We start from the raw sequence: 24269 nt of genomic DNA on the forward strand, positions 1-24269 counted from the left end.
GGGCGGGGTCAGCCCGCCTGGGCCGGAACCGGGGGCGCCGTCGGAGCCGCGGTCGGAGCCGGCCGCCGGCGGCGGGCGCCCAGGGCGGTGGCGAGGAGCCCCGCCGCCGCCCACAGGGAGAGGACCAGGAGCGGTCCGGCCGCCGCCGCGCCGTCGAAGGCGGAGACGGACCGGAGCGCCGAGATCGCGGCGCCCGGCGGAAGCCACTGGCCGAGGGTGCCGACGGCCGTGGGCAGCAGCTCGGGGGCGCTGGAGAGACCCGAGTACGCGTTGCCGAGCAGGATCGTCAGGAGGGCCGCGAGGCCGAAGCCCGGCTTCCCGACGAGGGTGGCGAGGCCCGCGAAGGTCGCGCCGATCGCGAGGACGGTCAGCCCGACGACACCGGCCTCGGCCCACCAGTCGCCGGCGAGGGCGCCGAGCCAGCTGTGGGCGACGGCCGCGCCCACGAGTCCCGCGAGGGTCGCCGCGCCCGTGAGGGCGGCCGCCGCGCGGGCGCCGCGAAGGCCGAGCAGGACGGTCGCGACGCCGGTGGCCGCGCCGACGAGGGCGAGCGGGAGCAGGCTCGCGCCGAGCACGGCGCCCCGGGGATCGCCGGCCGGGGCCGCGACCACGTCCGTGACCTCGACCGGCGCTCCGCCCGGCGCCTGTGCGGCGACGGCCTCGCGGAGCAGGGCGGCCACGGCGGGGCTTCCCGCCGACGCGGTCAGCAGTTCCGTGCCTCCGGGGGAGACGACCACGGCTCCGTATACATCGCGCGCCTCGACGGCCGCCCTGGCCGCGGCCGCGTCCTCGTACCGGTGGACCTCGAAGGCCCCCTCGTGCCGTCCGAGCCGCTGCTCGACGGCGCCGGCCGCGGCGGCGGGTCCGGCGACGCCGACCGGGAGGTCGCGGGGCGCGATCCGCGCGGCGGGCCAGGCGAAGACCCACAGGAGCAGGGCGGCGACGGCCGGGATCAGCAGGAGCGCGCCGAGGGTCCTGCGCCCCGCGACGGTGGGCGGGGTGGCGGTGGGCGGGGTGACGGTTGCGGTCGGCATGGCAGCCCCCGATTCAAAGAGAAGGATCGTTCGTTTTACTTCGCCTTCACTGTGCGGCGGCTCGTCGGAGTTGTCAAGAATGAATATTCGTTTTAGGTTCTGGGGATGGCCCGTGTCTCCCAGGAACACCTCGACGCCCGTCGCCGCCAGATCCTCGACGGCGCCGCCCGCTGCTTCGCGCGCAACGGCTTCCACGCCAGCTCCATGCAGGACGTCCTCACCGAGGTCGGCCTGTCGGCGGGGGCGGTATACCGCTACTTCCGCGGCAAGGACGAGCTGATCGAGGCCATCGCCACCGAGGCCTTCACCACCATCCGGGCCGCCTTCGAGGAGGCCGCGCGGACCACCCCGCCGCCCACGCCCGACGTCCTCCTCGGGGCCGTCATCGGGCTCTTCCTCGACACCCGGATCGCCGGCGCCGACCGGCAGGCCTTCGCCCGCCTGGTCATCCAGGTCTGGACGGAGACCCTGCGCAACGAGGTGCTCGCGAAGACCCTGTCGGAGGGCTACAACGGCATGCGCGTCGCCTGGGCCCGGCTCGTCACCGCCTACCGCGACGCCGGAATCCTGACCGCCGACGTCCCCGCAGACCACGTGGCCCGCACCCTCGTCGCCACAGCCCAGGGCTTCATCGCCCAGCAGGCGCTCTTCGGCGACGTCTCCGTCGAGGTCCTGGAGGACGGGCTGCGTGGCCTGATGTCGATGTCCGTCGACCCGACCCGATGATCATCAAAACGCAAAGCCGGAGTTAACGAGCCGGAAAAACTTCCGCCCTAACGTGCAATGTCCGGCCGCGGACCATCCCTTCACAGTTCAACGCTCTGTTGAAGGGGGGTAACGTCCGCGGCTGTCCGGGTGCCGTCCCGGTCGACGACGATGAGGTGGAAGAGTGCAACTGAGCCCGCACGAACAGGAACGCCTGCTCATTCACGTCGCGGCCGACGTGGCCGAGAAGCGCCGCGCCCGCGGCCTCAGGCTCAACCACCCCGAGGCCGTCGCCCTCCTGACCTCGCACATCCTGGAGGGCGCCCGCGACGGCCGGACCGTCGCCGAACTCATGGCCTCCGGCCGCAAGGTGCTCACCCGCGCCGACGTCATGGAGGGCATCCCCGAGATGATCCACGACGTCCAGGTGGAGGCCACCTTCCCGGACGGCACCAAGCTCGTCACCGTCCACGACCCGATCGTCTGACGGGCGGCCGCCGATGATCCCCGGAGAGATCCTGTACGCGGACGGGCCCGTGGCCCTGAACGAAGGGCGCCCGGTCACCCGCCTGACCGTCCTCAACGCCGCCGACCGGCCCGTCCAGGTCGGCTCCCACTACCACTTCGCCGAGGTCAACCCCGGCCTGGAGTTCGACCGGGCCGCCGCGCGCGGCCTGCGCCTGCACATCGCGGCCGGGACCGCCGTCCGCTTCGAACCCGGCATCCCCGTCGAGGTCGAGCTCGTGCCCCTGGCGGGCCGCAGGATCGTCCCCGGCCTGCGCGGCGAGACCGCCGGCCCGCTGGACCGGGGTCCGCTGGACCGGGGCCCGCTGGACCGCCCGCTGGACCCGAACGGAGCCCCCCGTGCCTGAGCTGCACCGCGCCGTCTACGCCGACCTGTTCGGCCCCACCACCGGCGACCGCATCCGTCTCGCGGACACCGACCTGCTCGTCGAGATCGAGGAGGACCGCTGCGGCGGCCCCGGCCGCGCGGGCGAGGAGGCCGTCTTCGGCGGCGGCAAGGTCGTCCGCGAGTCCATGGGCCAGGCCCGGACGACCCGCGCCGAGGGCGCCCCCGACACCGTCGTCACCGGCGCCGTGATCCTCGACCACTGGGGCGTCGTCAAGGCCGACGTCGGCATCCGCGACGGCCGGATCACCGGCATCGGCAAGGCCGGCAACCCCGACACCATGGACGGCGTCCACCCCGACCTCGTCATCGGCCCGGAGACCGAGGTCATCGTCGGCAACGGCAAGATCCTCACCGCCGGAGCCGTCGACGCCCACGTCCACTTCATCACCCCGACCCTCGTCGACCAGGCCCTCGCCACCGGCGTCACCACCCTCGTCGGCGGCGGCACGGGCCCGGCCGAGGGGACCAAGGCGACCACGATCACCCCCGGGCCCTGGCACCTGGCCCGGATGTTCGAGGCGCTCGACACCTTCCCGGTCAACATCGGCCTGCTCGGCAAGGGCAACACGATGTCCCGCGAGGCCATGCACTCCCAACTGCGCGGCGGCGCACTCGGCTTCAAGATCCACGAGGACTGGGGCGCCACCCCGGCCGTCATCGACGCCTGCCTGGGAGTCTGCGAGGAGACGGGCGCCCAGCTCGCCATCCACACCGACACCCTCAACGAGGCCGGGTTCGTCGGCTCGACCCTCGCCGCCATCGCGGGCCGCACCGTCCACGCGTACCACACGGAGGGCGCGGGCGGCGGGCACGCGCCCGACATCATCACGGTCGTCTCCGAGCCCTACATCCTGCCGAGTTCGACCAACCCGACCCGGCCGCACACCGTCAACACCATCGAGGAACACCTCGACATGCTGATGGTCTGCCACCACCTCAACCCGGCCGTTCCCGAGGACCTCGCCTTCGCCGAGTCCCGCATCCGGCCCTCCACCATCGCCGCCGAGGACGTCCTGCACGACATGGGCGCCATCTCGATCATCTCCTCCGACTCCCAGGCCATGGGCCGGATCGGCGAGGTGGTCATGCGGACCTGGCAGACCGCCCACGTCATGAAGCGGCGGCGCGGCGCCCTCCCCGGCGACGGCCGCGCCGACAACCACCGGGCCCGCCGCTACGTCGCCAAGTACACGATCAACCCGGCCGTCGCGCAGGGCATGGACCACCTCGTCGGTTCGGTCGAGACCGGCAAGCTCGCCGACCTCGTGCTCTGGGACCCCGCCTTCTTCGGTGTGAAGCCGCAGCTCGTCGTCAAGGGCGGCCAGATCGCGTACGCGCAGATGGGCGACGCCAACGCCTCCATCCCGACGCCCCAGCCCGTCATGCCCCGGCCGATGTTCGGCGCGCTCGGCAAGGCGGCGCAGGCCGGCTCGGTCAACTTCGTGGCGGAGGCGGCCATCGAGGACGACCTGCCGCGACGGCTCGGGGTCGGCAAGGAGTTCACGGCGATCCGCTCGACCCGCCGCGTCACCAAGGCCGACATGCGCGAGAACGACGCCCTGCCCCGGGTCGAGGTCGACGCCGACACCTTCACGGTGACCATCGACGGCGAGGTGGTGGAACCGGCCCCGGCCGCCGAACTGCCCATGGCCCAGCGCTACTTCCTCTTCTAGGGCGCCGCCATGTCCCGCTCCGCACTCCTCGTGCTCGCCGACGGGCGGTTCCCCGCCGGCGGGCACGCCCACTCCGGCGGCGCCGAGGCCGCCGTCAGGGCGGGCCGCCTCAAGGACGCCGCCGACCTGGAGGCCTTCTGCCGGGGCCGGCTGCACACGGTCGGCCTGACCTCCGCCGGACTCGCCGCGGGGGCGGCCCACGGCCTCGACCCGTACGCGCTCGACGCGGCGGCCGACGCCCGGACGCCCTCACCCGCCCTCCGGGCCGCAGCCCGCAGGCTCGGCCGCCAGTTGATGCGGGCGGCACGGGCCACCTGGCCGAGCCCCGAACTCGACGCGCTCGCGGCCGCGTTCCCGCGCGGCGCCCACCAGCCCGTCGTCCTCGGCACGACCGCCAGGGCGGCGGGACTCGGTCCGGAGGACGCCGCCCACTGCGTCGCGTACGAGACGGTCGGCGGCCCCGCCACCGCCGCCGTACGCCTCCTCGGCCTCGACCCGTACCGGGCGACCGCCGTCCTCGCCCGCCTCGCGCCCGAGATGGACCGCGTCGCCGCGCGGGCGGCGGAAGCCGCGCGGGAGGGCGTCGACGCGCTCCCCGCCGCGTCCGCGCCCCTGCTCGACCTCACCGCCGAACACCACGCGGCCTGGCCGGTCCGCCTCTTCGCCTCGTAACCCACGGAACCCCAGGAGTCGCCTCCATGCACCTCGGTCACGACCACCACCACGGCGCCGTCTCCGCCGACGCCCACCGCCCCGACGGCACCCGCCGCGCGCTCCGCATCGGTCTCGGCGGCCCCGTCGGCTCCGGCAAGACCGCGACCGTCGCCGCCCTCTGCCGCGAACTGCGCGACAGCCTCTCGCTCGCCGTCGTCACCAACGACATCTACACCCGCGAGGACGCCGAGTTCCTGCTCCGCAACGCCGTCCTGCCGCCCGAGCGCATCCAGGCCGTCGAGACCGGCGCCTGCCCGCACACCGCGATCCGCGACGACATCTCCGCCAACCTCGAAGCCGTCGAGGAGCTGGAGGAGTCGGTCGGGCCGCTCGACCTGATCCTCGTCGAGTCCGGCGGCGACAACCTCACCGCCACCTTCTCCAAGGGCCTCGTCGACGCCCAGATCTTCGTCATCGACGTCGCGGGCGGCGACGACATCCCCCGCAAGGGCGGCCCCGGCGTCACCACCGCCGACCTGCTCGTCGTCAACAAGACCGACCTCGCCCCGTACGTCGGCTCCGACCTGGACCGGATGGCCCGGGACGCGGCCGAGCAGCGCGGCGAGCTGCCCGTCGCCTTCACCTCGCTGCGCGCCGAGAACGGTGTCGGGCCGGTCGCCGACTGGGTCCGCGGCCTGCTCGCCGCCTGGGTCGCATGAGCCTGCGCGCCACCGCCCGCCTCGCCGCCGCGGCCGACGGCACCCTGCCCGTCCTGGAGAGCGACGGGCCCCTCGCCCTGCGCCGGACCCGGGGCCCGGAGCCGTACACCAGGGTCACCGTCGTCGGGGCGATGAGCGCCCCGCTCGGCGGTGACCGGCTCGCGATCGAGACGGAGGTACGGGACCGGGCCAGGCTCCTCGTCGACGCGGCCGCCGCCACGATCGCCCTGCCGGGGCGCGGGCGCGAGCCCGCCGCGTACGAGCTGCGGATGACGGTGGGGGAGGGGGCGGTGCTCCGCTGGCTGCCCGAGCAGCTCGTCTCCGCCGCCGGCTCCGACCTGCGCACGCGCACCACCGTCGACCTCGCCGCCACGGCGCGGCTCGTGCTGCGCGAGGAGCAGGTCCTCGGCCGGCACGGCGAACCGCCCGGCACGCTCTCGGCGCGGCTCACCGTCCGCGTCGCCGGACGGCCGCTGCTCGACCAGGAGCTGGCCTACGGGCCGGGGGCACCCGGCGGCTGGGACGGCGGCGCCGTCCTCGGCGGCCACCGGGCCACCGGGCAACTCCTCGTCGTCGACCCCGCCTTCGGGGACAAGCCGGTGGAAACGCGGCTTCTCGGGGAGAACGCGGTCATCGCGCCGCTCGCCGGACCCGCCGCGCTCGTCACCGCCGTCGCCCCCGACGCCCTCGCGCTGCGCAGGCTGCTCGACGCGGCCCTCGCCGAACTCGCCCCGTTCTGAAGGGCGCTGAGCGCCAGGCGGGGGTGTCCGCTCAGCGGTACAGGACGCCCCGGTATGGGTTCGGTAAAGAAACAGGCGAAACAGGTGTACGCCCTTTTCTCGTGTGTCGCGAGGAAGCAGGATCCCCCGAACAGACTTTCACCATCTGGGGGAGGACCCTTGAGACGTACGACAGCGCTCGGCTCGGCCGGCACGCTGATAGCCGGCACGCTCGTCGTGGGCGCGCTCGCGGCCCCGGCGGCGAACGCCGACAGCAACCGGCAGCTGCGCGACGCCGAGTCGATCGGCGTCGCCGTCGCCGCCGCGCGGGCCGCGCAGAGCGGCATCGACTGGCAGGACTGTCCCGAGGACTGGGGCCTGGAGAAGCCGATCCAGTGCGGCTGGGTCACCGTCCCCGTCGACTACGCGAAGCCCAACGGCAAGAAGATCAAGATCGCCGTCGACCGCATCGGCGCCACCGGCACCCCCGCCGAGCGCCAGGGCGCGCTGCTCTACAACCCGGGCGGCCCCGGCGGCTCCGGCCTCCGCTTCCCGCGCCGCGTCACCACCAAGAACGCGATCTGGGCGAACACCGCCAAGGCCTACGACTTCGTCGGCTTCGACCCGCGCGGCGTCGGCCACTCGGCCCCCATCTCCTGCGCCGACCCGACCGAGTTCGTCAAGGGCCCGAAGGCCGACCCGGTCCCGGACACCGAGGCCGACAAGCTGGCGCAGCGCAAGCTCGCCGCCGAGTACGCCGACGGCTGCGCCGAGCGCAGCGGCGACATCCTGCCGTACATCAACACCCTCAACACCGCGCGCGACCTCGACGTCGTCCGCGCCGCGCTGGGCGAGAAGAAGCTCAACTACGTGGGCGTCTCCTACGGCACCTACCTCGGCGCCGTCTACGGCACGCTCTTCCCGGGCCACGTCCGCCGCATGGTCCTCGACAGCGTCGTGAACCCCTCGACGCGCAAGATCTGGTACGAGGTCAACCTCGACCAGGACATCGCCTTCGAGGGCCGCCTCAAGGACTGGATGGCCTGGGTCGCCCAGAACGACGCCGCCTACCACCTCGGCGACACCTACGAGGAGGTCCGGCAGCAGTGGGAGACCCTGCGCGCCGCCGCCAAGAAGGAGCCGCTCGGCGGCAAGGTCGGCCCGGCCGAGCTCGTCGGCTTCTTCCAGAACGCCCCGTACTACGACTCCATGTGGAAGCCGGTCGCCGAGGCGTGGAGCGCGTACGCCGCCGGTGACCCGCAGCCGCTGATCGACTCGGCCGCCTCGGACCCGTCCGACGTCGCGGGCAACACCTCCGCCGAGAACGGCAACGCCGTCTACACCGCGGTCGAGTGCAACGACAACCGCTGGCCCACCAGCTGGAGGAAGTGGGACCGGGACAACAGCCGGCTCCACGAGCAGTACCCGTTCATGACCTGGTCCAACGCCTGGATGAACCTCCCCTGCGCGACCTGGTCCGCGCCGCGCCAGACCGCGGTCCAGGTGAAGACCGGCAAGGGCCTGCCGCCGGTGCTCATCGCCCAGTCCGAGCGCGACGCCGCCACGCCGTACGCCGGCGCGGTCGAGCTGCACAAGCGCTTCAAGGGCTCGCGCCTGATCACGGAGAAGGACGCCGGCTCGCACGGCATCACCAACCTCCTGAACCCGTGCCTCAACACCAAGGTCGAGGCCTACCTGGTCGGCGGCAAGCTCGACGCCACGGACCAGACCTGCGCCCCGCACGCCACGCCGAAGCCGTAGCCACGGCAAGGGTGTGACCCGAGGGGGCGGCCGTCCGACGGCCGCCCCCTCCCCGTGCTCCGGCTCAGCCCCGGTGCTCCGCCAGCCAGGCGTCCTCCGCCGCGTAGTCGAAGAGGTCGATCGGGTACTTCGCGAGCCCCGGGAAGGCCTCCCGCCAGTCCCGGTCGCCCAGGTGCGCGCCGAGCCACGCGACCGTCTCCGGCAGCGACTCCGCGTACGACACGACCGGCCGGTACCCGAGCTCGCGCTCCGCCGACGTCATGTCGAGCACGACGGAGTGCGGGGCGGACCACGGCGTCGCCCCCACGAGGTCCCCCGGCGGCGCGCCCTCGACGAGCACCGACTCGCTCTCCACGCCCATCACGGCGTCGATCGCCGCCCCGATCTCCGCGACGGTCGGCGCCTCGGGGTCCCCGCCGTTCAGCACCCGGCTCCCCGGGTTCGCCGCCGCGAGCCGGACGAGCTCCGCGAGGTTGTCCACGTGCACCGGGTGGAAGCGCGAGGCGCCGCCGTACGCGAGCGGGCGCACCCGCCGCGCGTCGAGCACCCGCTTCACGAACCACAGCTCGCGCGGGCCGGGGCCGTACGGGCCGTGGATCGCGCCCGGCCGCAGCACCGTCGTCGGCAGCGCGTCACCGGCCCCGAGCACCTCCCGCTCCAGGGCCGCCTTCCGCGCGCTGTACGAGCCGTCGCCCGGGGCGACCGTCCGCCAGTCCGCCGCCACCGGCACCGGGTAGGCGGGGAAACCGTCCGGATCCCCCGCCGTTGCGAAGCTGCGCCCCCGCTCGTCCTCGTACACCGCGCAGCTCGACACCACGACGGCCGAGCCGACCCGGCCGGCCAGACCCGTCAGCTGCCGGCCGTGCCCCTCGTCGAACGCGACGATGTCGACGAGCACGTCGGCGCCGTCGCCGAGCCCGGCGGCGAGCGCCCCCTCCTCGGTACGGTCCAGCCGCACGGTCCGGACCTCGTCCGGCCACCCCTCGTCCCTGACGCCGCCCCGCGAGGCGGCCGTCACCTCCCAGCCGTCCGCGAGCAGCGCGCGCACGGAGGCCCGTCCCACCTGTCCTGTCGCACCCAGCACGAACGCGTGTCCCTTGGTCATGATCGAGACGCTACGGCCGCCGGGGCCCGGCGCCCAGGGGATTGCGCCGTGCGCGGATCCGCCCTCAGCGTCGGCGACGCGGGAACTTCCGTGCCGGAGCGTCGTCCGCCGCCTCGGCCGCCTTCACGACGGCCGCGTACGCGTCCACGTACTCCTGTCCGGAGAGCCGCAGGATCTCGTACATGATCTCGTCGGTCACCGCCCGTACGACCGCCCGCTCGCCCTCCTGCCCCGCGAAGCGCGAGAAGTCCAGCGGGGCGCCGAAGCGGATGGTGACCCGGCGGATCCGCGGCACGACCTTCCCGGGCGGCTGGATCTCGAAGGTGCCGATCATCGCGCACGGCACCACCGGCACCCCGGCGGTCAGGGCCATGACCGCCACCCCGACCTTGCCCTTGTAGAGCCGGCCGTCGTGCGAGCGGGTCCCCTCGGGGTAGATGCCGAGGAGTTCGTCCCTGGCCAGGACACCGAGCCCCTCGCGGATCGCGGCCCGCCCGGCCTCCTTGCCCGAGCGGTCCACCGGGATCTGCCCGGCGGCGCGGAAGAAGGCGGCCGTCAGCCGGCCCCTGACCCCGGGACCGGTGAAGTACTCCTGCTTGGCGAGGAAGGTGATCCGCCGGTCGAGGACGACGGGCATCAGGAAGTGGTCGGAGAACGAGAGGTGGTTGCCCGCGATGATCGCGGCCCCCTCCTCCGGGACGTGTTCGAGCCCCTCGATGCGCGGCCGGAAAAGCAGCCTGAGCAGCGGACCGAGCAGTACGTACTTCATCAGCTGGTAGAACACCGCGACCCCCGTCGTCGTCCGTCAGTCGTCGTCCGTCTGTCGTCGATACGTCGTCCGTCAAGGCCGTTGTATCCGTCCGGGGGCCCGTGGTCCACTGGTGGGGGAGCGTCATGATGACGGGCGAGCGCGGAGCCAGACGCCCCGGCCGCGCCCTCACCGCGCTCCTCTGCGCGCTGACGGCGGCCGGGCTGTACGGCTGCTCGGATCCCGGCCGGACCCCACCGGAACCGTCCCCGCCGCCGGCCACCACGAGCGCCCCCTCCACCCCCGCCGGGACGTCGCCGCTCACCGGCCTCCCCGCCCGACCCGCCCCCGTCCTCGCCGTGAAGATCGACAACGTGGCCGCGGCCCGCCCGCAGACCGGGCTCGGCTCCGCCGACCTCGTCTACGTCGAACAGGTCGAGGGCGGCGTCACCCGTCTCCTCGCCGTCTACTCCGGCACCCTCCCCGAACGCACCGGCCCCGTCCGCAGCGCCCGCGAGTCCGACATCGCGCTCCTCGCGCCCTTCGGGGAACCGGTACTCGCCTACTCCGGCGCGCAGACCGCCCTGCACCCCCTCCTGGACGCGGCGCCCCTCCACCTCGTCACCGAGACCACGGACCCCGCCGCCTTCCGGCGCTCCCCGGCCCGGCCCGCCCCGCACAACCTCTACCTGCTGCCGGCCGCGGCCCTCGCCACCGACCCCGACGCCGCGAACGCCCGGGACGTCGGACTCCGCTTCGGCCCCGCCCCCGCCACGGGCGGCACCGCGACCCCCACCTCGACCGTCCGCTTCCCCGCCGCCCGCTACACCTTCACATGGTCGGCCGCCGACCGCGCCTGGCGCGTCGCCATGGACGGCCGCGAGGCCCGCGCCACCGACTCCGGTCCGCTCACCCCGGAGACGGTCGTCGTCCAGCGCGTCACGATCCGCCCGTCGCGGTACCACGACAAGTTCGGCTCCGTCTCCCCGTACACCGAGACCGTCGGCAGCGGTACGGCCCAGGTGCTGCGCGACGGCCGCTCGTACGAGGCCCGCTGGTCCCGGCCCACGGCGGCCTCGGGCACGACGTTCACCACCCCGGCCGGGGCACCGCTCGCCCTCGCACCGGGCCAGACCTGGATCGTCCTCGCCCCGCGCTGAGGGGTGCCCCGCTGGATCAGGAGGCGCCGGGCGGGCGGCCGTGCGGCGAGGACGGGGTCGTGCCCGTGCTGTCCGCCGCGGCCATCCCGATCGTCGCCACGATCAGCACCACCACCCCGAACCAGAGCCAGCCGCTGCTGCCGAGCGCCACCGTGTACGTGGTCGTCAGCACGAACGCGGCGGCGGTGAGTGCCGTCATCGTCTTCGTGGGACCGGACATGAGTCCGCCCTCCTCCCGAACGGGGCCGCGGAAGCCGTCAAGGCCATCGTGACCCCGCCGCGGGGGAGGGCGCCAGGTGAGGGAGGGGATTCCCGGGAACTACTTGCTTCCGCTGCCGGCCCGGAGCGAGGCCAGGTACGCGTTGTACGCCGCCAGCTCCTTGTCGCCGTCCCGGTCCGCGGCCCGGTCCAGGCGGACCGCCTGCCGCTGCTCGGAGTGGTACCACTGGTAGACCAGGGCGATCAGGACGAGGACGGACGGGATCTCGCTGAACGCCCAGGCGATGCCGCCCGCCGCGTGCAGGTCGTCGAGCGCGTCGATGCCGAGCGAGGCCGGCGGGTTCGCGTAGGTCTCGATCATCGGCTCGCTCGCCATCATCAGCGCGATGCCGAAGAAGGCGTGGAACGGCATGCCCGCGAAGAGCTCCAGCATCCGCATCACGTACCCCGGCCGGTGCGGGCCCGGGTCGACGCCCATGATCGGCCAGAAGAAGACCAGACCCACCATGAGGAAGTGGACCATCATCGCGACGTGCCCGGTCTTCGACTCCATGAGGAAGTCGAAGAGCGGCGTGAAGTAGAGCGCGTACAGGCTCGCGATGAACATCGGGATCGTGAACGCCGGGTGCGTGATGATCCGCATGTAGCGGCTGTGCAGCAGCTTCAGGAGCAGCTCGCGGGGGCCGAGCGAGCCCCGGCCCGCGACCGGCAGCGCCCGCAGCGCCAGCGTCACCGGCGCGCCGAGCAGCAGCAGGATCGGCGACAGCATGGAGATCACCATGTGCTGCACCATGTGCACGCTGAACATGACCATGCCGTAGTCGTTGAGCTTGGTGCACATCACCAGGGCGATGCTCAGGACGCCGACCGTGAAGAACACCGTCCGGCTCACCGGCCACGCGTCACCGCGCCGCCGCAGCCGCGCCACGCCCCAGCCGTACAGACCGAGCCCCACCAGGGACCCGATCAGGAAGAAGAGGTCGGGCGAGAACTCCAGGGCCCGACCCAGCGTGAACGGCGGCAGATCCATCGTCATGCCGTGCCCGCTGTGATCCATCTGCTTACTCCTGGAGCCCGATTCGCGCTTGTTGTCCGCACCAGACTAGAACCGCCCCCGGCCGCGACGGCGACCGGGGGCGGTGTCTTGCGACGTCGTCACGCGACGGAGTCGTCAGAGCACGCACTCCGCCTCGGCGTAGCGGTCGGCCGGGACCGTCTTGAGGGACTCCACGGCCGAGGCCAGCGGGACCATCACGATGTCCGTGCCGCGCAGCGCCGTCAGCATGCCGAACTCGCCGCGGTGCGCCGCCTCCACCGCGTGCCAGCCGAAGCGGGTCGCGAGGACGCGGTCGTACGCGGTGGGGGTGCCGCCGCGCTGGACGTGGCCGAGGATGACCGGGCGGGCCTCCTTGCCGAGGCGGTGCTCCAGCTCGGCGGAGAGCTGGTTGGCGATGCCGGTGAAGCGCTCGTGGCCGTAGATGTCCGTACCGGCGCTCTTGAAGTCCATCGTGCCCTCGCGCGGCTTCGCGCCCTCGGCGACGACGACGATCGCGAAGCGCTTGCCGGCCTCGAAACGGGCGCCGACGCGGGCGGCGAGCTCCGCGATGTCGAACGGACGCTCGGGGACGACGACGGCGTGCGCGCCGGCGGCCATGCCGGACTGGAGGGCTATCCAGCCGGTGTGACGGCCCATGACCTCGACGACGAGGACGCGCTGGTGGGACTCGGCGGTGGTCTTCAGCCGGTCGAGGGCCTCGGTGGCGACGGTGACGGCGGTGTCGAAGCCGAAGGTGACGTCGGTGGAGGCGATGTCGTTGTCGATCGTCTTCGGGACGCCGACGATGGGCAGTCCCGCCTCGGAGAGGAGGTTGGCCGCCTTGAGGGTGCCCTCGCCGCCGATCGGGATGATCGCGTCGAGGCCGAGGTCCGCGACGTGGCCGCGGGCGGTCTCGACGCCGCCGACCAGGTGCGCGGGCTGGACCCGGGAGGATCCGAGGATGGTGCCGCCGCGGGCCAGGATGCCGTTCACGGCCTCCAGGTCAAGCTTGCGGTAGTCGCACTCCAGGAGGCCCTTCCAGCCGTCGTGGAAGCCGATGACCTCGTCACCGTGGTCGACGACGGCGCGGTGCACGACGGAACGGATGACAGCGTTCAGACCGGGGCAGTCTCCGCCGGAGGTGAGCACGCCAATGCGCATAGCCCAAAAACCTTTGCAACGTGGGCCGACTCCCGGACCACGTCGTCCGGCTGGATCCCCGCCACCCTATCGTCGCAGGGTGGCGGGGCCGAACCGGCTGTCCGCACAGTGGACAACGTACGGGTGTACGAGGGGGTCACTGCGGGACGCGGGTGACGCGCGCGGCCTCAGGAGGGCTGGGTCGCCGCCGCGATGCGCTCGGCGCGCAGCGCCTCGTACCACCGGTCGTCGGTCGGCGGCAGCGCGTTGACGTCGAGGGCCAGCTTCAGGAGCAGGTCCGCGATCTGCGGATTGCGGGCCATGACGGGGCCGTGCATGTACGTACCGAAGACGGTGTCGTTGTACGCGCCCTCGGTGCCGTCGCCGGTCCCGTTGCCGTTGCCGAAGACGGGCCGGGCGAACGGCCGGGCCGTCGGGCCGAGGTGGGTGACGCCCTGGTGGTTCTCGAAGCCCGTCAGCTGGGGCAGGCCGAGGCGCGGGTCGATGTCCGCGAGGACGTCGCCGACGCACCGGGCGCCCTCGCCGCGGACGGTCGTCACGTCGAGCAGGCCGAGGCCCGCCTGACGCTCGCCGACGTCGTTGACGAACTCGTGGCCCAGGATCTGGTACCCGGCGCAGACCGAGAAGATGATCGCGCCGTTCGACGCCGCCCGGCTCAGACCGCCGTCGCGGAGCAGCCGCTCGGCCGCCAGCCGCTGGGGCCGGTCCTCGCCGCCGCCGATCAGGTAGATGTCGCCCGAGGTCGGCACGGGCTGGTCGCTGCGGACGTCGACGCGCTCGACGTGGAGGCCGCGCTGCTGGGCGCGGCGCTCGACGACGAGGACGTTGCCCTGGTCGCCGTAGGTGCTGAGCAGATCCGGGTAGACCCAGACCAGGCGCAGGCTGCTGTCACTCATGCTGCAAGTCCTTTGCGGGTCAGTTGCCGACGCGGCGGCGGACGTCCTGGAAGGCGGTGTAGTTGGCGATCAGCTCGATCTGCCCGGGCGGGGCGATCGTGACGGCCTCGTCGAGCGTCTCGCACACGCGGAAGTCCACGCCCGCGACCTCCAGGCGGACCGCGAGGTCCAGCTTGCGGTCACCGATCACCATGATCGGGTGGCCGGCGAGCCGGCCGTAGTCCACGTCCCACAGCCAGGAGGTGTCCGTGCCGTCGGCGCCGCGCGCGTTGACGGCGAGGATCACCGGGGCGGGCGGACCGTCGATCAGCGAGAAGGTCTCCAGCCAGCCGGCCGGGTTCTTCGCGAGCAGCAGGCGCAGGTCGCGGCCCTGGAAGTTGACCACGTCGTAGCGTCCGGCGACGGCCTGCACCTGGTACATGCGCTCCAGGGCGACCTGCGGCGGCACGCCGAAGACCGCGGCGACGGCCGCCGAGGTGGCGGCGTTCGCCTTGTTGGCGCGGCCGGGAAGCTGGAGCCGGATCGGCCAGGCCGAGCCGTGCGGGTCGAGCACGTGGTCGCCGGAGAGCGCCCAGCTCGGCGCGGGACGGCGGAAGCCGCACTCGCCGCAGAACCAGTCGTCGCCGGGGCGCTGCATCACGCCGCCGCAGGCGGGGCACGACCAGGCGTCGTCCTTCCACTCCTGGCCGGCGGCGACCCACACCACGTTCGGCGAGGAGGAGGCGGCCCAGACGATCAGCGGGTCGTCGGCGTTGGCGATGACGACGGCCTTGGTGCCGTTGAGCCCCTCGCGCCACTTCTCGGCGAGCATCCGCGTCTCGGCGGCGCGGTCGAGCTGGTCGCGGGAGAGGTTGAGCAGCGCGATCGCCTTGGGCGTGGTGTCGCGGGCGACGCCGGCGAGGTACTTCTCGTCGACCTCGATGACGCCGTACTTGGCGTCCGAGCCGCCGGCCAGCGCCGAGGTGATGCCCGCGGGCATGTTGGCGCCGAGGGCGTTGGAGACGACCGGGCCGCTGGCGCGCAGGGCCTCGGCGATGAGCCGGGTCGTCGTCGTCTTGCCGTTGGTCGCCGACACCAGGACGACGTCCAGGTGCTGCGCGAGCCGACCGAGGAGGTCCGGGTCGAGCTTGAGCGCCACCCGGCCGCCGATCACCGATCCGCTGCCGCGCCCCGCAGCCCGCGACACCGCGGCCGCGGCCTTGCCCGCCGTCACGGCCAGCTTGGCGCGCGGCGACAGCGGCTCTGGATTCCCGGGGTGTCCTGACATCGTTCTTGTTCCTCCTTGCGTCGGTCCGGGCTCAGCCTATCGAGATCCGGCCAGCAGCCCGAACAGCGGCACCGTCCTGGGGCGCGGAAACAGCCTGGTGGCGGCGGACCGTACCCTTACGGCCATGCGAAACCGCCCCATCCCCGGCAGTTCCGGCCTCGTGCGGGAGATGACTCTCCTCGGCGACCCCGTGCTGCACGCGCCCTGCGCGCCCGTCACCGACTTCGGACCCGAACTGGCCCGCCTGGTCGAGGACATGTTCGCCACGATGTACGCGGCGAACGGCGTGGGCCTGGCGGCGAACCAGGTCGGCGTGGGGCTGCGGGTCTTCGTCTACGACTGCCCGGACGACGAGGACGTCCGCCACCTGGGCCATGTGGTGAACCCGACGTTGGTGGAGGCGGACGGCGACGTGATCCCGGGCCCGGAGGGCTGTCTCTCCCTGCCGGGCCTCGAAGCGCCGACGCCCCGTTTCGACCGCGCGGTCGTCGAGGGCGTACGGGTGGACGGGACGCCGGTACGGATCGAGGGCACGGGCTTCTTCGCCCGCTGCCTCCAGCACGAGACCGACCACCTGGCGGGCGGGGTCTACGCCGATCACGTGACGGGGTGGCGCAAGTCACGGCTGCTGCGCGCGGTGCGCAGGCAGCCGTGGGGGAGCGGCGCGGACAGGATCGCCTGAGCTCCCCTCGTACGCCTCAGAAGCCGGGCCCGCCCTCGCGGTCGTCGGCCAGGGCCAGGCGGCCCCAGAGGAGGTCGGCGAGGCTGGTGACGAGCTCGGCCCGCGAGCAGGGCCGCTCGCCGAGCCACCAGTCGCCGGCCGCGTGCATCATGCCGACGATGCCGTGGCCCCAGATCCGGGCCTGTACGCCGGCGGCGGGGCCGAGGTCGACCCGCTCGGCGATGACCTGGCCGAGCTCCTCGCCCATGCGGCGCAGCAGCGGGGCCGAGTGGCGGCCCACGTCGAAGCTCTGCTCGGCCTGGTGCGACTCCTCGGCCGGGTGCATGAGGAAGCGGTAGACCTGCGGCATCGCCTCGATCGAGGCGAGGTAGGTGTCGAGCGTGGCCTCGACGCGGCGGCGCCGGTCGGCGGGGGCGTCGAGCGAGGCCCGCAGCGCCGAGAGGAGCCCGTCCGTGTGGCGGGTCGCGAGGGCCCGGTAGAGGCCGCCCTTGTCGCCGAAGTGCCGGTACAGGATCGGCTTGGTGATGCCGGCCTCCGCCGCGATGGCGTTCATCGAGGCCTTGGGCCCGTCCCGGAGCACCACCCGGTCCGCCGCCTCCAGCAGTTCGCGCCGCCGCTGTTCGGCGGGCTTCTGCTGGTCGGTGGTCCGGTGTGTGATGTCCATAGCGTCTCTCCCCGCCCGTGCGATTCCGTGAGGCTGTCGCAAACTAACACCCGCACGCGGTTCGGCGCCGAGCCGTCCGAACCGCTCCGCCGCAGGTTGACAGCCCGTACCCGCCGGTAACAGACTGCCGTTACCGCAAGTAACGTCTGCTGGGGAGGGAACGATGACCGAGTTCACGCTCGAACTCAACGACGACCAGAAGCAGGTCCGCGACTGGCTGCACGGCTTCGCCGCCGACGTCATGCGCCCCGCGGCCGCCGAATGGGACGAGCGTGAGGAGACCCCCTGGCCGATCATCCAGGAGGCCGCCAAGCTCGGCATCTACTCCCTGGACTTCTACGCCCAGCAGTTCTTCGACCCGACCGGCCTCGGCGTCCCGATGACCATGGAGGAGCTCTTCTGGGGCGACGCCGGCATCGCCCTCTCCATCGTCGGCACCGGCCTCGCCGCCGTCGGCGTCCTCGCCAACGGCACCGAGGAGCAGATCGGCACCTGGGTCCCGCAGATGTACGGCGACGCGAACGACGTGAAGGTCGCCGCCTTCTGCTCCTCCGAGCCCGACGCCGGCTCCGACGTCGCCGCCATGCGCACCCGGGCCGTCTACGACGAGGCCAAGGACGAATGGGTCCTCAACGGCACCAAGACCTGGGCGACCAACGGCGGCATCGCCAACGTCCACGTCGTCGTCGCCGTCGTCGACCCCGAGCTCGGCTCCCGCGGCCACGCCTCCTTCATCGTCCCGCCGAACACCCCCGGCCTCTCCCAGGGCCAGAAGTTCCAGAAGCACGGCATCCGCGCCTCCCACACCGCCGAGGTCGTCCTCGACGGCGTCCGCGTCCCCGGCCACTGCCTCCTCGGCGGCAAGGACAAGCTCGACGAGCGCCTCGCCCGGGCCCGCGAGAAGGCGAGGCAGGGCGGCGGCGCGAGCGTCAAGAACGCCGCCATGGCCACCTTCGAGGCCTCCCGCCCCGCCGTCGGCGCCATGGCCGTCGGCACCGCCCGCGCCGCGTACGAGGTCGCCCTCGACTACGCGAAGACCCGCGTGCAGTTCGGCCGCCCGATCATCGAGAACCAGGGCGTCGCCTTCCAGCTCGCCGACATGCGCACCCAGATCGACGCGGCCCGCCTCCTCGTCTGGCGCGCCTCCTGGATGGCGACCGCCGGCAAGCCCTTCACCTCCGCCGAGGGCTCCATGTCGAAGCTGTACGCCAGCGAGGTCGCCAAGCAGGTCACCGGCCAGGCCATCCAGATCCTCGGCGGCAACGGCTACACCCGGGAGTACCCGGTCGAGCGGATGCACCGCGACGCGGCGATCTACACGATCTTCGAGGGCACCAGCGAGATCCAGCGGATGGTCATCAGCCGCGCGCTCGCGAAGTAGCCGGGCGGCACGTGTGAGGGGGACCGGGCCCCCTCACACGATGCAGAACTCGTTGCCCTCCGGGTCCTGGAGCACCACCGCGTAGTAGTCCATGCCGCTCGGCTCGTCCATCGCGTACAGCACGGTCGCGCCGAGCGCCCTCAGCCGGGCCACCTCGCCGTCCACCCGCTCCCGGCGCACCGCGAGGGGCACCTCGCGCCCGCCGCCGACCTTCAGGTCGAGATGGACCCGGTTCTTCACCGTCTTGGGCTCCGGGACCCGCTGGAACCAGACCCGGGGGCCCGCGCCCGTCGGGTCCACGATCGACTCCGGCAGCTCCCCGGCGTCGTCGCCCAGCTCCTCCTCGGGCACGCCGATCGCCCGCCAGTACTCCCGCCAGCTGGCGTGCCCGCCCGGCGGCGGATCGGGGACGTACCGCAGGGCGTCGATCCAGAAGGGCACGAGGCGCTGCGGGTCGGCACAGTCGATGGTCAGCTGCAGGGTGAGCTCGGGGCGGTTCATGGGACGAGCCTCCCAGACGCCACCGACAATCGCCCCCGGGGCACGGGGGCATGGACCAACCGGCAGCAAACGGACGTGAGTTCACGCCGCCCTGTCGGTCCGCCACGGCCTGGGGCACAATCACCCCGCCGGTGACGACCAGGTGCCGTACGGGCGCCGACCGGGGGACCGTCCAGGGGGAACAACCATCATGGCCACCACCAGCAGGCCCGCAGCGCCCGCCGCACCCGAGCTCGCGGGACTCCCGCTGCTCGGCTCCATGTTCGAACTCAAGAAGGACTCGCTCAGCACCTTCCTGCGCGCCCACCGCGCGCACGGCGACGTCGTCCGCATCACCGCCGGCCCGCCCGGCATCCGCGCGACCGTCTACGGCGTCTTCTCCGCCGAGGGCGCCCAGCAGGTCCTCGCCACCCAGTCCGCCAACTTCCGCAAGGACAACGCCTTCTACCGGGAGATCCGCGAGTCCTTCGGCAACGGCCTGCTCACCAGCCAGGACGAGGACTACCTCCGTCAGCGCCGACTGGTCCAGCCGCTCTTCACCAAGCGCCGCGTCGACGGCTACGCCGACGCCGTCGCCGCCGAGGTCACCACCCTCATGGACGAGTGGCGCGACGGCGGCTCCGAGGTCGTCGACGTCCTCCACGAGATGACCCGCTTCGCCCTCCGGGCGGTCGCCCGCATCCTCTTCGGCACCGACGTCGACGAGGCCGTGGACATCGTCGAGCGCAGCTTCCCCGAACTCGCCCGGTACGTCCTGACCCGCGGCTACTCCCCGGTGACCGTCCCGCGCCAGTGGCCCACCCCCGGCAACCGCAAGGCCGCCGCCGTCCACCAGGCGCTCTACGAGGTCTGCGACCGCATCATCGCCGCCCGCCGCGAGGCCGGCCGGGCCGACGGCGACGGACAGGACCTCCTCACCCTCCTCGCCGAGGCCGAGAGCGCCGAGGACGGCAGCTTCGACGCCACCGAGCTGCGCGAGCAGGTCCTCATCTTCCTGCTCGCCGGCCACGAGACGACCGCGACGTCGCTCGGCTTCGCCCTCCACCTCCTCGGCCGCCACCCCGAGGTCCTCAAGAAGGCCCAGGAGGAGGTGGACACGGTCCTCGCGGGCCGGACGCCGGGCGCCGCCGACCTCGACGCCCTGCCGTACGTCACCCGCGTCCTCAAGGAGACGATGCGGCTCTTCCCGGCCGCCCCGGCCGTCGGCCGCCGCTCCGTCGAGGCCACCGAGGTCGACGGCGTCGCCATCCCCGCCGGGGCGGACGTCATCGTCGCCTCCTGGGTCACCCACCGCCACCCGGACTACTGGGAGGACCCGGAGACCTTCGACCCCGACCGCTTCACCCCCGAGGCCGAGGCCGCCCGCCCCCGGTACGCCTGGTACCCCTTCGGCGGCGGCCCGCGCGCCTGCATCGGCCAGCACTTCTCCATGCTGGAGTCCGTGATCGCGCTCGCCATGATCCTCCAGCGGTACGACGTCGAGGCCGTCGACACCGAGGTGCCCGTCACCGTCGCCATCACCCTCACCGCCCAGGGCCCGGCCCGCTGCCGGCTGCGCCCCAGGGCCGTCTAGGGCGGTCCGGCGGCGGGCCCCGGCGGGCCCGCCGGGCACGCGAACGGCCCGCCCCGGGCGGGGGCGGGCCGTTCCGCGCGGAGGCGTACGTCAGGCGAGCTGCGCCTCGATCGCCGCCACGACCTCGGCGGCCTCCGGCTCGGTGCGCGGACGGAAGCGGGTGACCTGCCCGTCCCGGCCGATCAGGAACTTCTCGAAGTTCCACTGGACGTCCCCGGCCTCGCCCTCGGCGTCCGCGACCTTCGTCAGCTCCGAGTAGAGCGGGTGCCGCTCCGCGCCGTTCACGTCGGTCTTCTCCAGGAGCGGGAAGGACACGCCGTACGTCGCCGAGCAGAAGGTCGCGATCTCCTCCGCGCTCCCCGGCTCCTGGCCCGCGAACTGGTTGCAGGGCACGCCGAGCACCGTGAAGCCGCGCTCCCCGTACGCCTTCTGCAGCCGCTCCAGACCCTCGTACTGCGGGGTCAGGCCGCACTTCGACGCCACGTTCACGACGAGGACGGCGTGGTCCCGGTAGTCGGCGAGCGAGACCGGCTCGCCGGCCAGCGTCTTCAGCGGAATGTCGTACAGGCTCATGGGCTGCTCCTCGTCGGAAACACGGAAATAGGGTTGGATCACACCATGGGAGACGAACCACTGGACATCGCGATCGATTCCGCACCGCACGAAGGACCCGCCCGGGTGTGGTGCCGGCTCTGCGGCCGTCCCCTCACCGGCAGCGACTCCCGCCGCACCGGCCTGGGCCCGACCTGCGACGCCAAGCTCCACCCGGCCGGGCCCGACATCCGCACGCGGCGCCACGACGTCGACCAGGACACACTCCCCGGGATCTAGCCGGCGTCCGGCAGCCGTCCCAGCGAGCGGACGAAGAGCAGCAGCGCCGCCACCAGGCCCACGCACGGGATCCACATCGCCGTGTCCGGCGGGAACCAGGACGTCAGCCAGCCCGCGAAGGCCGCCCCCAGGGCCGTACCGCCGAAGGCGAAGAACCGGTAGACCGCGCCCACCCGGCCCTGGTACTCGGCCGCCACGCTCTCGTGCCGGACGGCGATCGAGTGCACGTTGAAGACCGTGAGGCCGACGCCGTACGCGAAGAAGGCCAGGGCCGCCAGGGCCGCCGCCGGGTACGGCGAACCCGCCGGGGACAGCGGCAGCGCGCACGGCGCCAGCGAGGCGAAGCCCATGGCCCAGGCCATGACGTGGGTCCGCTTCATCCGGGCCGCGAGCCTGGAGGCCGCCGCCGCGCCCGCCACCGAACCGAAGGCACCGACGCCGAGGAGCAGGCCGACCGTCGTCGTCGACATGCCGAGCACCCGCAGGGCGTGGATCAGGTACAGGGTGATCAGCGCCTGCTCGAAGAAGTTGAACAGACCGCCCTGCACGAGCAGCGCCCGCAGCAGCGGGCTCGACCGGACCACGCGCGCACCCCTGGTGAAGCGCGACCACCACGACTCGGTGGTGGCGACCCGCTCGCCGAGGTGCAGCCGGGCCCGCAGGCTCAGGACCGCGCCGAGCGTGAACACACCCGCGATGGCGCCCAGGACGCCCGCGCCGGACAGCCCGATCAGCACGCCGGCCAGCGCCGGGCCCACGACCTGGGCGACCGACAGCGTCAGCTGCATCTTGGAGTTGGCCGCCAGGATCTCGCCCTTCGGGGAGACCTGCGGGATCACCGCGAGCGTCGTCAGGTCGGCCACGGACGAGATCGCGCCGGTGGCCGTCACCAGGACCCAGAACATCGGCGTCGACAACTGGCCGCCCGCGGCGAGCACCGCCGCCAGGGCGAGCAGCGCGGCCCGGCCCAGGTGGCAGACGAGGAGCAGCACACGCCGGTTCACCCGGTCGACGATCATGCCGCCGATGGGCGTCATCACGAGCGTCGGCAGGAACTGGAGCGAGGTGGTGATCGCGATCTCGGCCGGGTCGAGGCCGAGCAGCGCGGCGGCGATCAGCGGGTACGCGTAGTAGAGCACCTGGCCGGCGGTCTGGGCGCACGACTGGCTGAGCCAGAAGCGGTTGAAGTCGTCCCACAGGCGGGCGGGGGCCGCCGCGGGGGCGGACCGTTCGTCAGTCCTCAAGGTCGCTCCAACCCTCGGGGCGGCGGGCGGCGAGCACCCGGCTCTGCTCCACCAGGAGAGGCAGACGGGCGAGTTCGAGGCCGGGCAGCAGCGCGTGACCGCCGTCCGACGGCAGCGACACGACGGTCGCCAGGGCGCGCGGGTGGGCCCCGCGCATCAGCTTGGCGTCGAGCGTCCCGACACCGAGGTCGATCCGGCGCACGCCGGTGCGGGCGGCGAGAGCGACCGGACCGTGGACGGACACCTGGGCGTAGTCCATCGCCCCGCGCGCCTCGACGGCGGCGTGGTCCAGGCCGCAGACGCGGACCGACATCTCGTCCCCGTGGCTCACGCACAGCGAGAAGGCGACCGCGCGGCCCTCCTCGCGGACGACGAACGCGGCGGGACGGAGGTCGGGGGCCGCGCACGCGCGCAGGTAGCGCGCGAGGGCCGGGACGTCGGGGGTGTGGCCGTGGCGGGCCATGACCTGGCCGAGCAGCGGCGCGAGCTCCTCGCTCAGCCCGGCCACGGCGGCCGGGTCGAGCTCGGGCTCCACCGGGCCTCCTGCCGCGTCGATCGCGGCCAGGTCGGCGCGGAGGCGGCGGCGCCGGCTCGCGCGCACCGACGTGAGGAAGCCCTCCGCCTCGCCCTCGGGGACCCGGAGCTCGGCGGTGGTGTCCGCGAGGAGGACCCGCGCGCCGGGCAGCGCCTCCGCGAGGCGGTGGGCGAGCGCGGGCGGGGTGTACGTCCACACGACGGCGTGGTCGGGAAGGTCGGCGCGGATCGCGGCGGCCAGCGCGGTGACGGCGGCCGCGCGGAGCTCCGTACCGGCCGTCCCGGGAGCCCACAGGAGGCCGTTGCCCTGGCCGTTGCGGGTGCCGACGAGGGCGTGCGGGAGGGCGCGGACGGCGTCGGCGTCCTCGACGAGCCCGGGGTGCAGGCTCCAGGGGCTGTACGTGGGGCTGGGCGGGGCCGCGTCGAAGAGGTGGACGGGCGCCCCGGCGAGCCAGCCGCCGTCCGGACCGGCGACGGCCCGGAAGGCGACGGGCAGCGCCGGGTTGGAGCGGGTCAGCGCCTCGCTCCAGGGCCGGCTGACGTACAGCGAGTCGGCCTCGGAGAGGGCGGCCCAGACGTCCTCGGGAACCTCGGCGAGCGAGGCGAAGCGGTGGACGTCAAGGCCCGGGGCCCGGTGACCGGCGGCCGTGGCCGCTTCCGGCGTCACCGGCGTCCCGTCGCGAGCGGGGACCGCTCGACGCCCTCGGAGAGCGCCTCGGAGGCGTCGTCCCCGAGGTGGATCACGCGGTTGTCCGCGTCGACGTGGACCACGCGGGGCAGGAAGTCCCGCGCCTCGGACTCCGGAACCTGCTGGTACGCGATGATGATCACGAGGTCGCCGGGGTGGACCAGGTGGGCCGCGGCCCCGTTGATGCCGATGACGCCGCTGCCGCGCTCGCCCTCCAGGACGTACGTCTCCAGACGGGCGCCGTTCGTGACGTCGACGATGGCGACCTTCTCGCCCGGCAGCAGGTCCGCCGCGTCGAGCAGGTCGCGGTCGATCGTGACCGAGCCGACGTAGTGCAGGTCGGCCTGGGTGACGGTGGCGCGGTGGATCTTGGCGCTGAAGAGGGTGCGGTACACGGGGGG

The 24269-nt window shown here is 73.4% G+C and carries 27 protein-coding genes; 13 read left to right on the forward strand and 14 right to left on the reverse strand.

Annotated elements, in window-relative coordinates:
* Nucleotides 1-8: 8 nt before the first annotated feature.
* Nucleotides 9-1034: an ABC transporter permease gene (locus AB0G79_RS20630; RefSeq protein WP_360808392.1), complete on the reverse strand. Its 1026-nt coding sequence runs from the start codon at nucleotides 1032-1034 to the stop codon at nucleotides 9-11.
* A gap of 105 nt (nucleotides 1035-1139) precedes the next feature.
* Here AB0G79_RS20630 and AB0G79_RS20635 point away from each other — a divergent pair, with 105 nt between their 5' ends.
* From AB0G79_RS20635 to AB0G79_RS20670, 8 genes are all read left to right on the forward strand, one after another.
* Nucleotides 1140-1760 carry a TetR/AcrR family transcriptional regulator gene (locus AB0G79_RS20635; protein ID WP_360808394.1) on the forward strand — a complete coding sequence of 207 codons (621 nt, stop codon included), beginning with the start codon at nucleotides 1140-1142 and terminating at the stop codon, nucleotides 1758-1760.
* Nucleotides 1761-1923: 163 nt separating this feature from the next.
* Nucleotides 1924-2226, forward strand: a complete 303-nt coding sequence (locus AB0G79_RS20640; protein WP_360808396.1) for an urease subunit gamma — start codon at nucleotides 1924-1926, stop codon at nucleotides 2224-2226.
* A 13-nt stretch (nucleotides 2227-2239) separates the two neighbouring features.
* Complete coding sequence (locus tag AB0G79_RS20645) at nucleotides 2240-2611, forward strand: urease subunit beta (protein WP_360808398.1); 372 nt, start codon at nucleotides 2240-2242, stop codon at nucleotides 2609-2611.
* Nucleotides 2604-4325, forward strand: coding sequence for an urease subunit alpha (locus tag AB0G79_RS20650; protein WP_360808401.1), 1722 nt, complete (start codon nucleotides 2604-2606; stop codon nucleotides 4323-4325). Before AB0G79_RS20645 ends, AB0G79_RS20650 begins: the two co-directional genes overlap by 8 nt.
* A 9-nt stretch (nucleotides 4326-4334) precedes the next feature.
* Nucleotides 4335-4997 (forward strand): urease accessory UreF family protein, encoded by a 663-nt coding sequence (locus AB0G79_RS20655; RefSeq protein WP_360808403.1) that lies wholly within the window; start codon nucleotides 4335-4337, stop codon nucleotides 4995-4997.
* Nucleotides 4998-5023: 26 nt separating this feature from the next.
* Complete coding sequence (gene ureG, locus AB0G79_RS20660) at nucleotides 5024-5698, forward strand: urease accessory protein UreG (protein WP_360808405.1); 675 nt, start codon at nucleotides 5024-5026, stop codon at nucleotides 5696-5698.
* Nucleotides 5695-6438, forward strand: a complete 744-nt coding sequence (locus AB0G79_RS20665) for an urease accessory protein UreD (protein ID WP_360808407.1) — start codon at nucleotides 5695-5697, stop codon at nucleotides 6436-6438. Before ureG ends, AB0G79_RS20665 begins: the two co-directional genes overlap by 4 nt.
* A gap of 159 nt (nucleotides 6439-6597) precedes the next feature.
* Nucleotides 6598-8178: an alpha/beta hydrolase gene (locus tag AB0G79_RS20670; protein WP_360808409.1), complete on the forward strand. Its 1581-nt coding sequence runs from the start codon at nucleotides 6598-6600 to the stop codon at nucleotides 8176-8178.
* Nucleotides 8179-8242: 64 nt separating this feature from the next.
* On the opposite strand, the gene AB0G79_RS20675 is transcribed toward AB0G79_RS20670, so the two are convergent.
* Entirely contained in the window at nucleotides 8243-9283 is a 1041-nt protein-coding gene (locus tag AB0G79_RS20675; protein ID WP_360808411.1) for an NAD-dependent epimerase/dehydratase family protein, read from the reverse strand.
* A gap of 64 nt (nucleotides 9284-9347) precedes the next feature.
* Nucleotides 9348-10067: a lysophospholipid acyltransferase family protein gene (locus AB0G79_RS20680; RefSeq protein WP_360808413.1), complete on the reverse strand. Its 720-nt coding sequence runs from the start codon at nucleotides 10065-10067 to the stop codon at nucleotides 9348-9350.
* Nucleotides 10068-10180: 113 nt separating this feature from the next.
* Between AB0G79_RS20680 and AB0G79_RS20685 the strand changes: the two genes are divergently transcribed.
* Entirely contained in the window at nucleotides 10181-11191 is a 1011-nt protein-coding gene (locus AB0G79_RS20685) for a DUF3048 domain-containing protein (RefSeq protein WP_360808675.1), read from the forward strand.
* A gap of 16 nt (nucleotides 11192-11207) precedes the next feature.
* Here AB0G79_RS20685 and AB0G79_RS20690 read toward each other — a convergent pair whose 3' ends face one another.
* From AB0G79_RS20690 to AB0G79_RS20710, 5 genes are all read right to left on the reverse strand, one after another.
* Nucleotides 11208-11411 carry a hypothetical protein gene (locus AB0G79_RS20690; protein WP_360808692.1) on the reverse strand — a complete coding sequence of 68 codons (204 nt, stop codon included), beginning with the start codon at nucleotides 11409-11411 and terminating at the stop codon, nucleotides 11208-11210.
* A gap of 99 nt (nucleotides 11412-11510) precedes the next feature.
* Complete coding sequence (locus AB0G79_RS20695) at nucleotides 11511-12467, reverse strand: cytochrome c oxidase assembly protein (RefSeq protein ID WP_360808415.1); 957 nt, start codon at nucleotides 12465-12467, stop codon at nucleotides 11511-11513.
* A gap of 114 nt (nucleotides 12468-12581) precedes the next feature.
* Nucleotides 12582-13607, reverse strand: a complete 1026-nt coding sequence (locus AB0G79_RS20700) for a 6-phosphofructokinase (RefSeq protein ID WP_360808417.1) — start codon at nucleotides 13605-13607, stop codon at nucleotides 12582-12584.
* A 167-nt stretch (nucleotides 13608-13774) separates the two neighbouring features.
* Nucleotides 13775-14503, reverse strand: a complete 729-nt coding sequence (locus AB0G79_RS20705) for a glutamine amidotransferase (RefSeq protein ID WP_360808419.1) — start codon at nucleotides 14501-14503, stop codon at nucleotides 13775-13777.
* A 19-nt stretch (nucleotides 14504-14522) separates the two neighbouring features.
* Nucleotides 14523-15770 (reverse strand): MurT ligase domain-containing protein, encoded by a 1248-nt coding sequence (locus tag AB0G79_RS20710; RefSeq protein ID WP_360808421.1) that lies wholly within the window; start codon nucleotides 15768-15770, stop codon nucleotides 14523-14525.
* Between the two features lie 124 nt (nucleotides 15771-15894).
* Between AB0G79_RS20710 and def the strand changes: the two genes are divergently transcribed.
* Nucleotides 15895-16452, forward strand: coding sequence for a peptide deformylase (gene def, locus AB0G79_RS20715; protein ID WP_360808423.1), 558 nt, complete (start codon nucleotides 15895-15897; stop codon nucleotides 16450-16452).
* 16 nt (nucleotides 16453-16468) lie between these two features.
* Here def and AB0G79_RS20720 read toward each other — a convergent pair whose 3' ends face one another.
* Nucleotides 16469-17116 carry a TetR family transcriptional regulator gene (locus tag AB0G79_RS20720; protein WP_360808425.1) on the reverse strand — a complete coding sequence of 216 codons (648 nt, stop codon included), beginning with the start codon at nucleotides 17114-17116 and terminating at the stop codon, nucleotides 16469-16471.
* Nucleotides 17117-17279: 163 nt separating this feature from the next.
* Between AB0G79_RS20720 and AB0G79_RS20725 the strand changes: the two genes are divergently transcribed.
* On the forward strand, nucleotides 17280-18497 hold the full coding sequence (locus tag AB0G79_RS20725) for an acyl-CoA dehydrogenase family protein (RefSeq protein ID WP_360808426.1): 1218 nt from the start codon (nucleotides 17280-17282) through the stop codon (nucleotides 18495-18497).
* A 33-nt stretch (nucleotides 18498-18530) separates the two neighbouring features.
* On the opposite strand, the gene AB0G79_RS20730 is transcribed toward AB0G79_RS20725, so the two are convergent.
* Nucleotides 18531-18998, reverse strand: coding sequence for a VOC family protein (locus AB0G79_RS20730; protein ID WP_360808428.1), 468 nt, complete (start codon nucleotides 18996-18998; stop codon nucleotides 18531-18533).
* Between the two features lie 190 nt (nucleotides 18999-19188).
* Between AB0G79_RS20730 and AB0G79_RS20735 the strand changes: the two genes are divergently transcribed.
* Entirely contained in the window at nucleotides 19189-20571 is a 1383-nt protein-coding gene (locus AB0G79_RS20735; protein WP_360808430.1) for a cytochrome P450, read from the forward strand.
* Nucleotides 20572-20661: 90 nt separating this feature from the next.
* Here the strand turns inward: AB0G79_RS20735 and AB0G79_RS20740 are convergent, their stop codons facing one another.
* Nucleotides 20662-21144: a glutathione peroxidase gene (locus AB0G79_RS20740; protein WP_360808432.1), complete on the reverse strand. Its 483-nt coding sequence runs from the start codon at nucleotides 21142-21144 to the stop codon at nucleotides 20662-20664.
* Between the two features lie 45 nt (nucleotides 21145-21189).
* Between AB0G79_RS20740 and AB0G79_RS20745 the strand changes: the two genes are divergently transcribed.
* The gene (locus tag AB0G79_RS20745; RefSeq protein ID WP_360808434.1) at nucleotides 21190-21402 is read left to right on the forward strand and encodes a DUF6011 domain-containing protein; all 213 of its coding nucleotides are present in this window, start codon (nucleotides 21190-21192) and stop codon (nucleotides 21400-21402) included.
* On the opposite strand, the gene AB0G79_RS20750 is transcribed toward AB0G79_RS20745, so the two are convergent.
* From AB0G79_RS20750 to panD, 3 genes are read right to left on the reverse strand one after another with little or no spacing between them, the layout of a single operon-like run.
* Nucleotides 21399-22646, reverse strand: a complete 1248-nt coding sequence (locus AB0G79_RS20750) for an MFS transporter (protein WP_360808436.1) — start codon at nucleotides 22644-22646, stop codon at nucleotides 21399-21401. The genes AB0G79_RS20745 and AB0G79_RS20750 overlap by 4 nt on opposite strands.
* Nucleotides 22636-23847 carry a GNAT family N-acetyltransferase gene (locus AB0G79_RS20755; RefSeq protein ID WP_360808438.1) on the reverse strand — a complete coding sequence of 404 codons (1212 nt, stop codon included), beginning with the start codon at nucleotides 23845-23847 and terminating at the stop codon, nucleotides 22636-22638. Before AB0G79_RS20755 ends, AB0G79_RS20750 begins: the two co-directional genes overlap by 11 nt.
* On the reverse strand, nucleotides 23844-24263 hold the full coding sequence (gene panD / locus AB0G79_RS20760; protein WP_360808677.1) for an aspartate 1-decarboxylase: 420 nt from the start codon (nucleotides 24261-24263) through the stop codon (nucleotides 23844-23846). The genes AB0G79_RS20755 and panD overlap by 4 nt, the downstream gene beginning before the upstream one ends.
* Between the last annotated feature and the right edge of the window lie 6 nt (nucleotides 24264-24269).

The organism is Streptomyces sp. NPDC020807 (assembly GCF_040641575.1).
Classification (GTDB): domain Bacteria; phylum Actinomycetota; class Actinomycetes; order Streptomycetales; family Streptomycetaceae; genus Streptomyces.

What these genes read in the sequence shown, in the direction of transcription:
- AB0G79_RS20740 (WP_360808432.1), bottom strand. Translation starts at nt 21,144, where the DNA reads ATGAGCCTGTACGACATTCCGCTGAAGACGCTGGCCGGCGAGCCGGTC.
- AB0G79_RS20745 (WP_360808434.1), top strand. Translation starts at nt 21,190, where the DNA reads ATGGGAGACGAACCACTGGACATCGCGATCGATTCCGCACCGCACGAA.
- AB0G79_RS20705 (WP_360808419.1), bottom strand. Translation starts at nt 14,503, where the DNA reads ATGAGTGACAGCAGCCTGCGCCTGGTCTGGGTCTACCCGGATCTGCTC.
- def (WP_360808423.1), top strand. Translation starts at nt 15,895, where the DNA reads ATGCGAAACCGCCCCATCCCCGGCAGTTCCGGCCTCGTGCGGGAGATG.
- ureG (WP_360808405.1), top strand. Translation starts at nt 5,024, where the DNA reads ATGCACCTCGGTCACGACCACCACCACGGCGCCGTCTCCGCCGACGCC.
- AB0G79_RS20735 (WP_360808430.1), top strand. Translation starts at nt 19,189, where the DNA reads ATGGCCACCACCAGCAGGCCCGCAGCGCCCGCCGCACCCGAGCTCGCG.
- AB0G79_RS20700 (WP_360808417.1), bottom strand. Translation starts at nt 13,607, where the DNA reads ATGCGCATTGGCGTGCTCACCTCCGGCGGAGACTGCCCCGGTCTGAAC.
- AB0G79_RS20655 (WP_360808403.1), top strand. Translation starts at nt 4,335, where the DNA reads ATGTCCCGCTCCGCACTCCTCGTGCTCGCCGACGGGCGGTTCCCCGCC.
- AB0G79_RS20730 (WP_360808428.1), bottom strand. Translation starts at nt 18,998, where the DNA reads ATGAACCGCCCCGAGCTCACCCTGCAGCTGACCATCGACTGTGCCGAC.
- AB0G79_RS20710 (WP_360808421.1), bottom strand. Translation starts at nt 15,770, where the DNA reads ATGTCAGGACACCCCGGGAATCCAGAGCCGCTGTCGCCGCGCGCCAAG.
- AB0G79_RS20695 (WP_360808415.1), bottom strand. Translation starts at nt 12,467, where the DNA reads ATGGATCACAGCGGGCACGGCATGACGATGGATCTGCCGCCGTTCACG.
- AB0G79_RS20635 (WP_360808394.1), top strand. Translation starts at nt 1,140, where the DNA reads ATGGCCCGTGTCTCCCAGGAACACCTCGACGCCCGTCGCCGCCAGATC.
- AB0G79_RS20665 (WP_360808407.1), top strand. Translation starts at nt 5,695, where the DNA reads ATGAGCCTGCGCGCCACCGCCCGCCTCGCCGCCGCGGCCGACGGCACC.
- AB0G79_RS20630 (WP_360808392.1), bottom strand. Translation starts at nt 1,034, where the DNA reads ATGCCGACCGCAACCGTCACCCCGCCCACCGCCACCCCGCCCACCGTC.
- AB0G79_RS20675 (WP_360808411.1), bottom strand. Translation starts at nt 9,283, where the DNA reads ATGACCAAGGGACACGCGTTCGTGCTGGGTGCGACAGGACAGGTGGGA.
- AB0G79_RS20720 (WP_360808425.1), bottom strand. Translation starts at nt 17,116, where the DNA reads ATGGACATCACACACCGGACCACCGACCAGCAGAAGCCCGCCGAACAG.
- AB0G79_RS20725 (WP_360808426.1), top strand. Translation starts at nt 17,280, where the DNA reads ATGACCGAGTTCACGCTCGAACTCAACGACGACCAGAAGCAGGTCCGC.
- AB0G79_RS20690 (WP_360808692.1), bottom strand. Translation starts at nt 11,411, where the DNA reads ATGTCCGGTCCCACGAAGACGATGACGGCACTCACCGCCGCCGCGTTC.
- AB0G79_RS20645 (WP_360808398.1), top strand. Translation starts at nt 2,240, where the DNA reads ATGATCCCCGGAGAGATCCTGTACGCGGACGGGCCCGTGGCCCTGAAC.
- AB0G79_RS20685 (WP_360808675.1), top strand. Translation starts at nt 10,181, where the DNA reads ATGACGGGCGAGCGCGGAGCCAGACGCCCCGGCCGCGCCCTCACCGCG.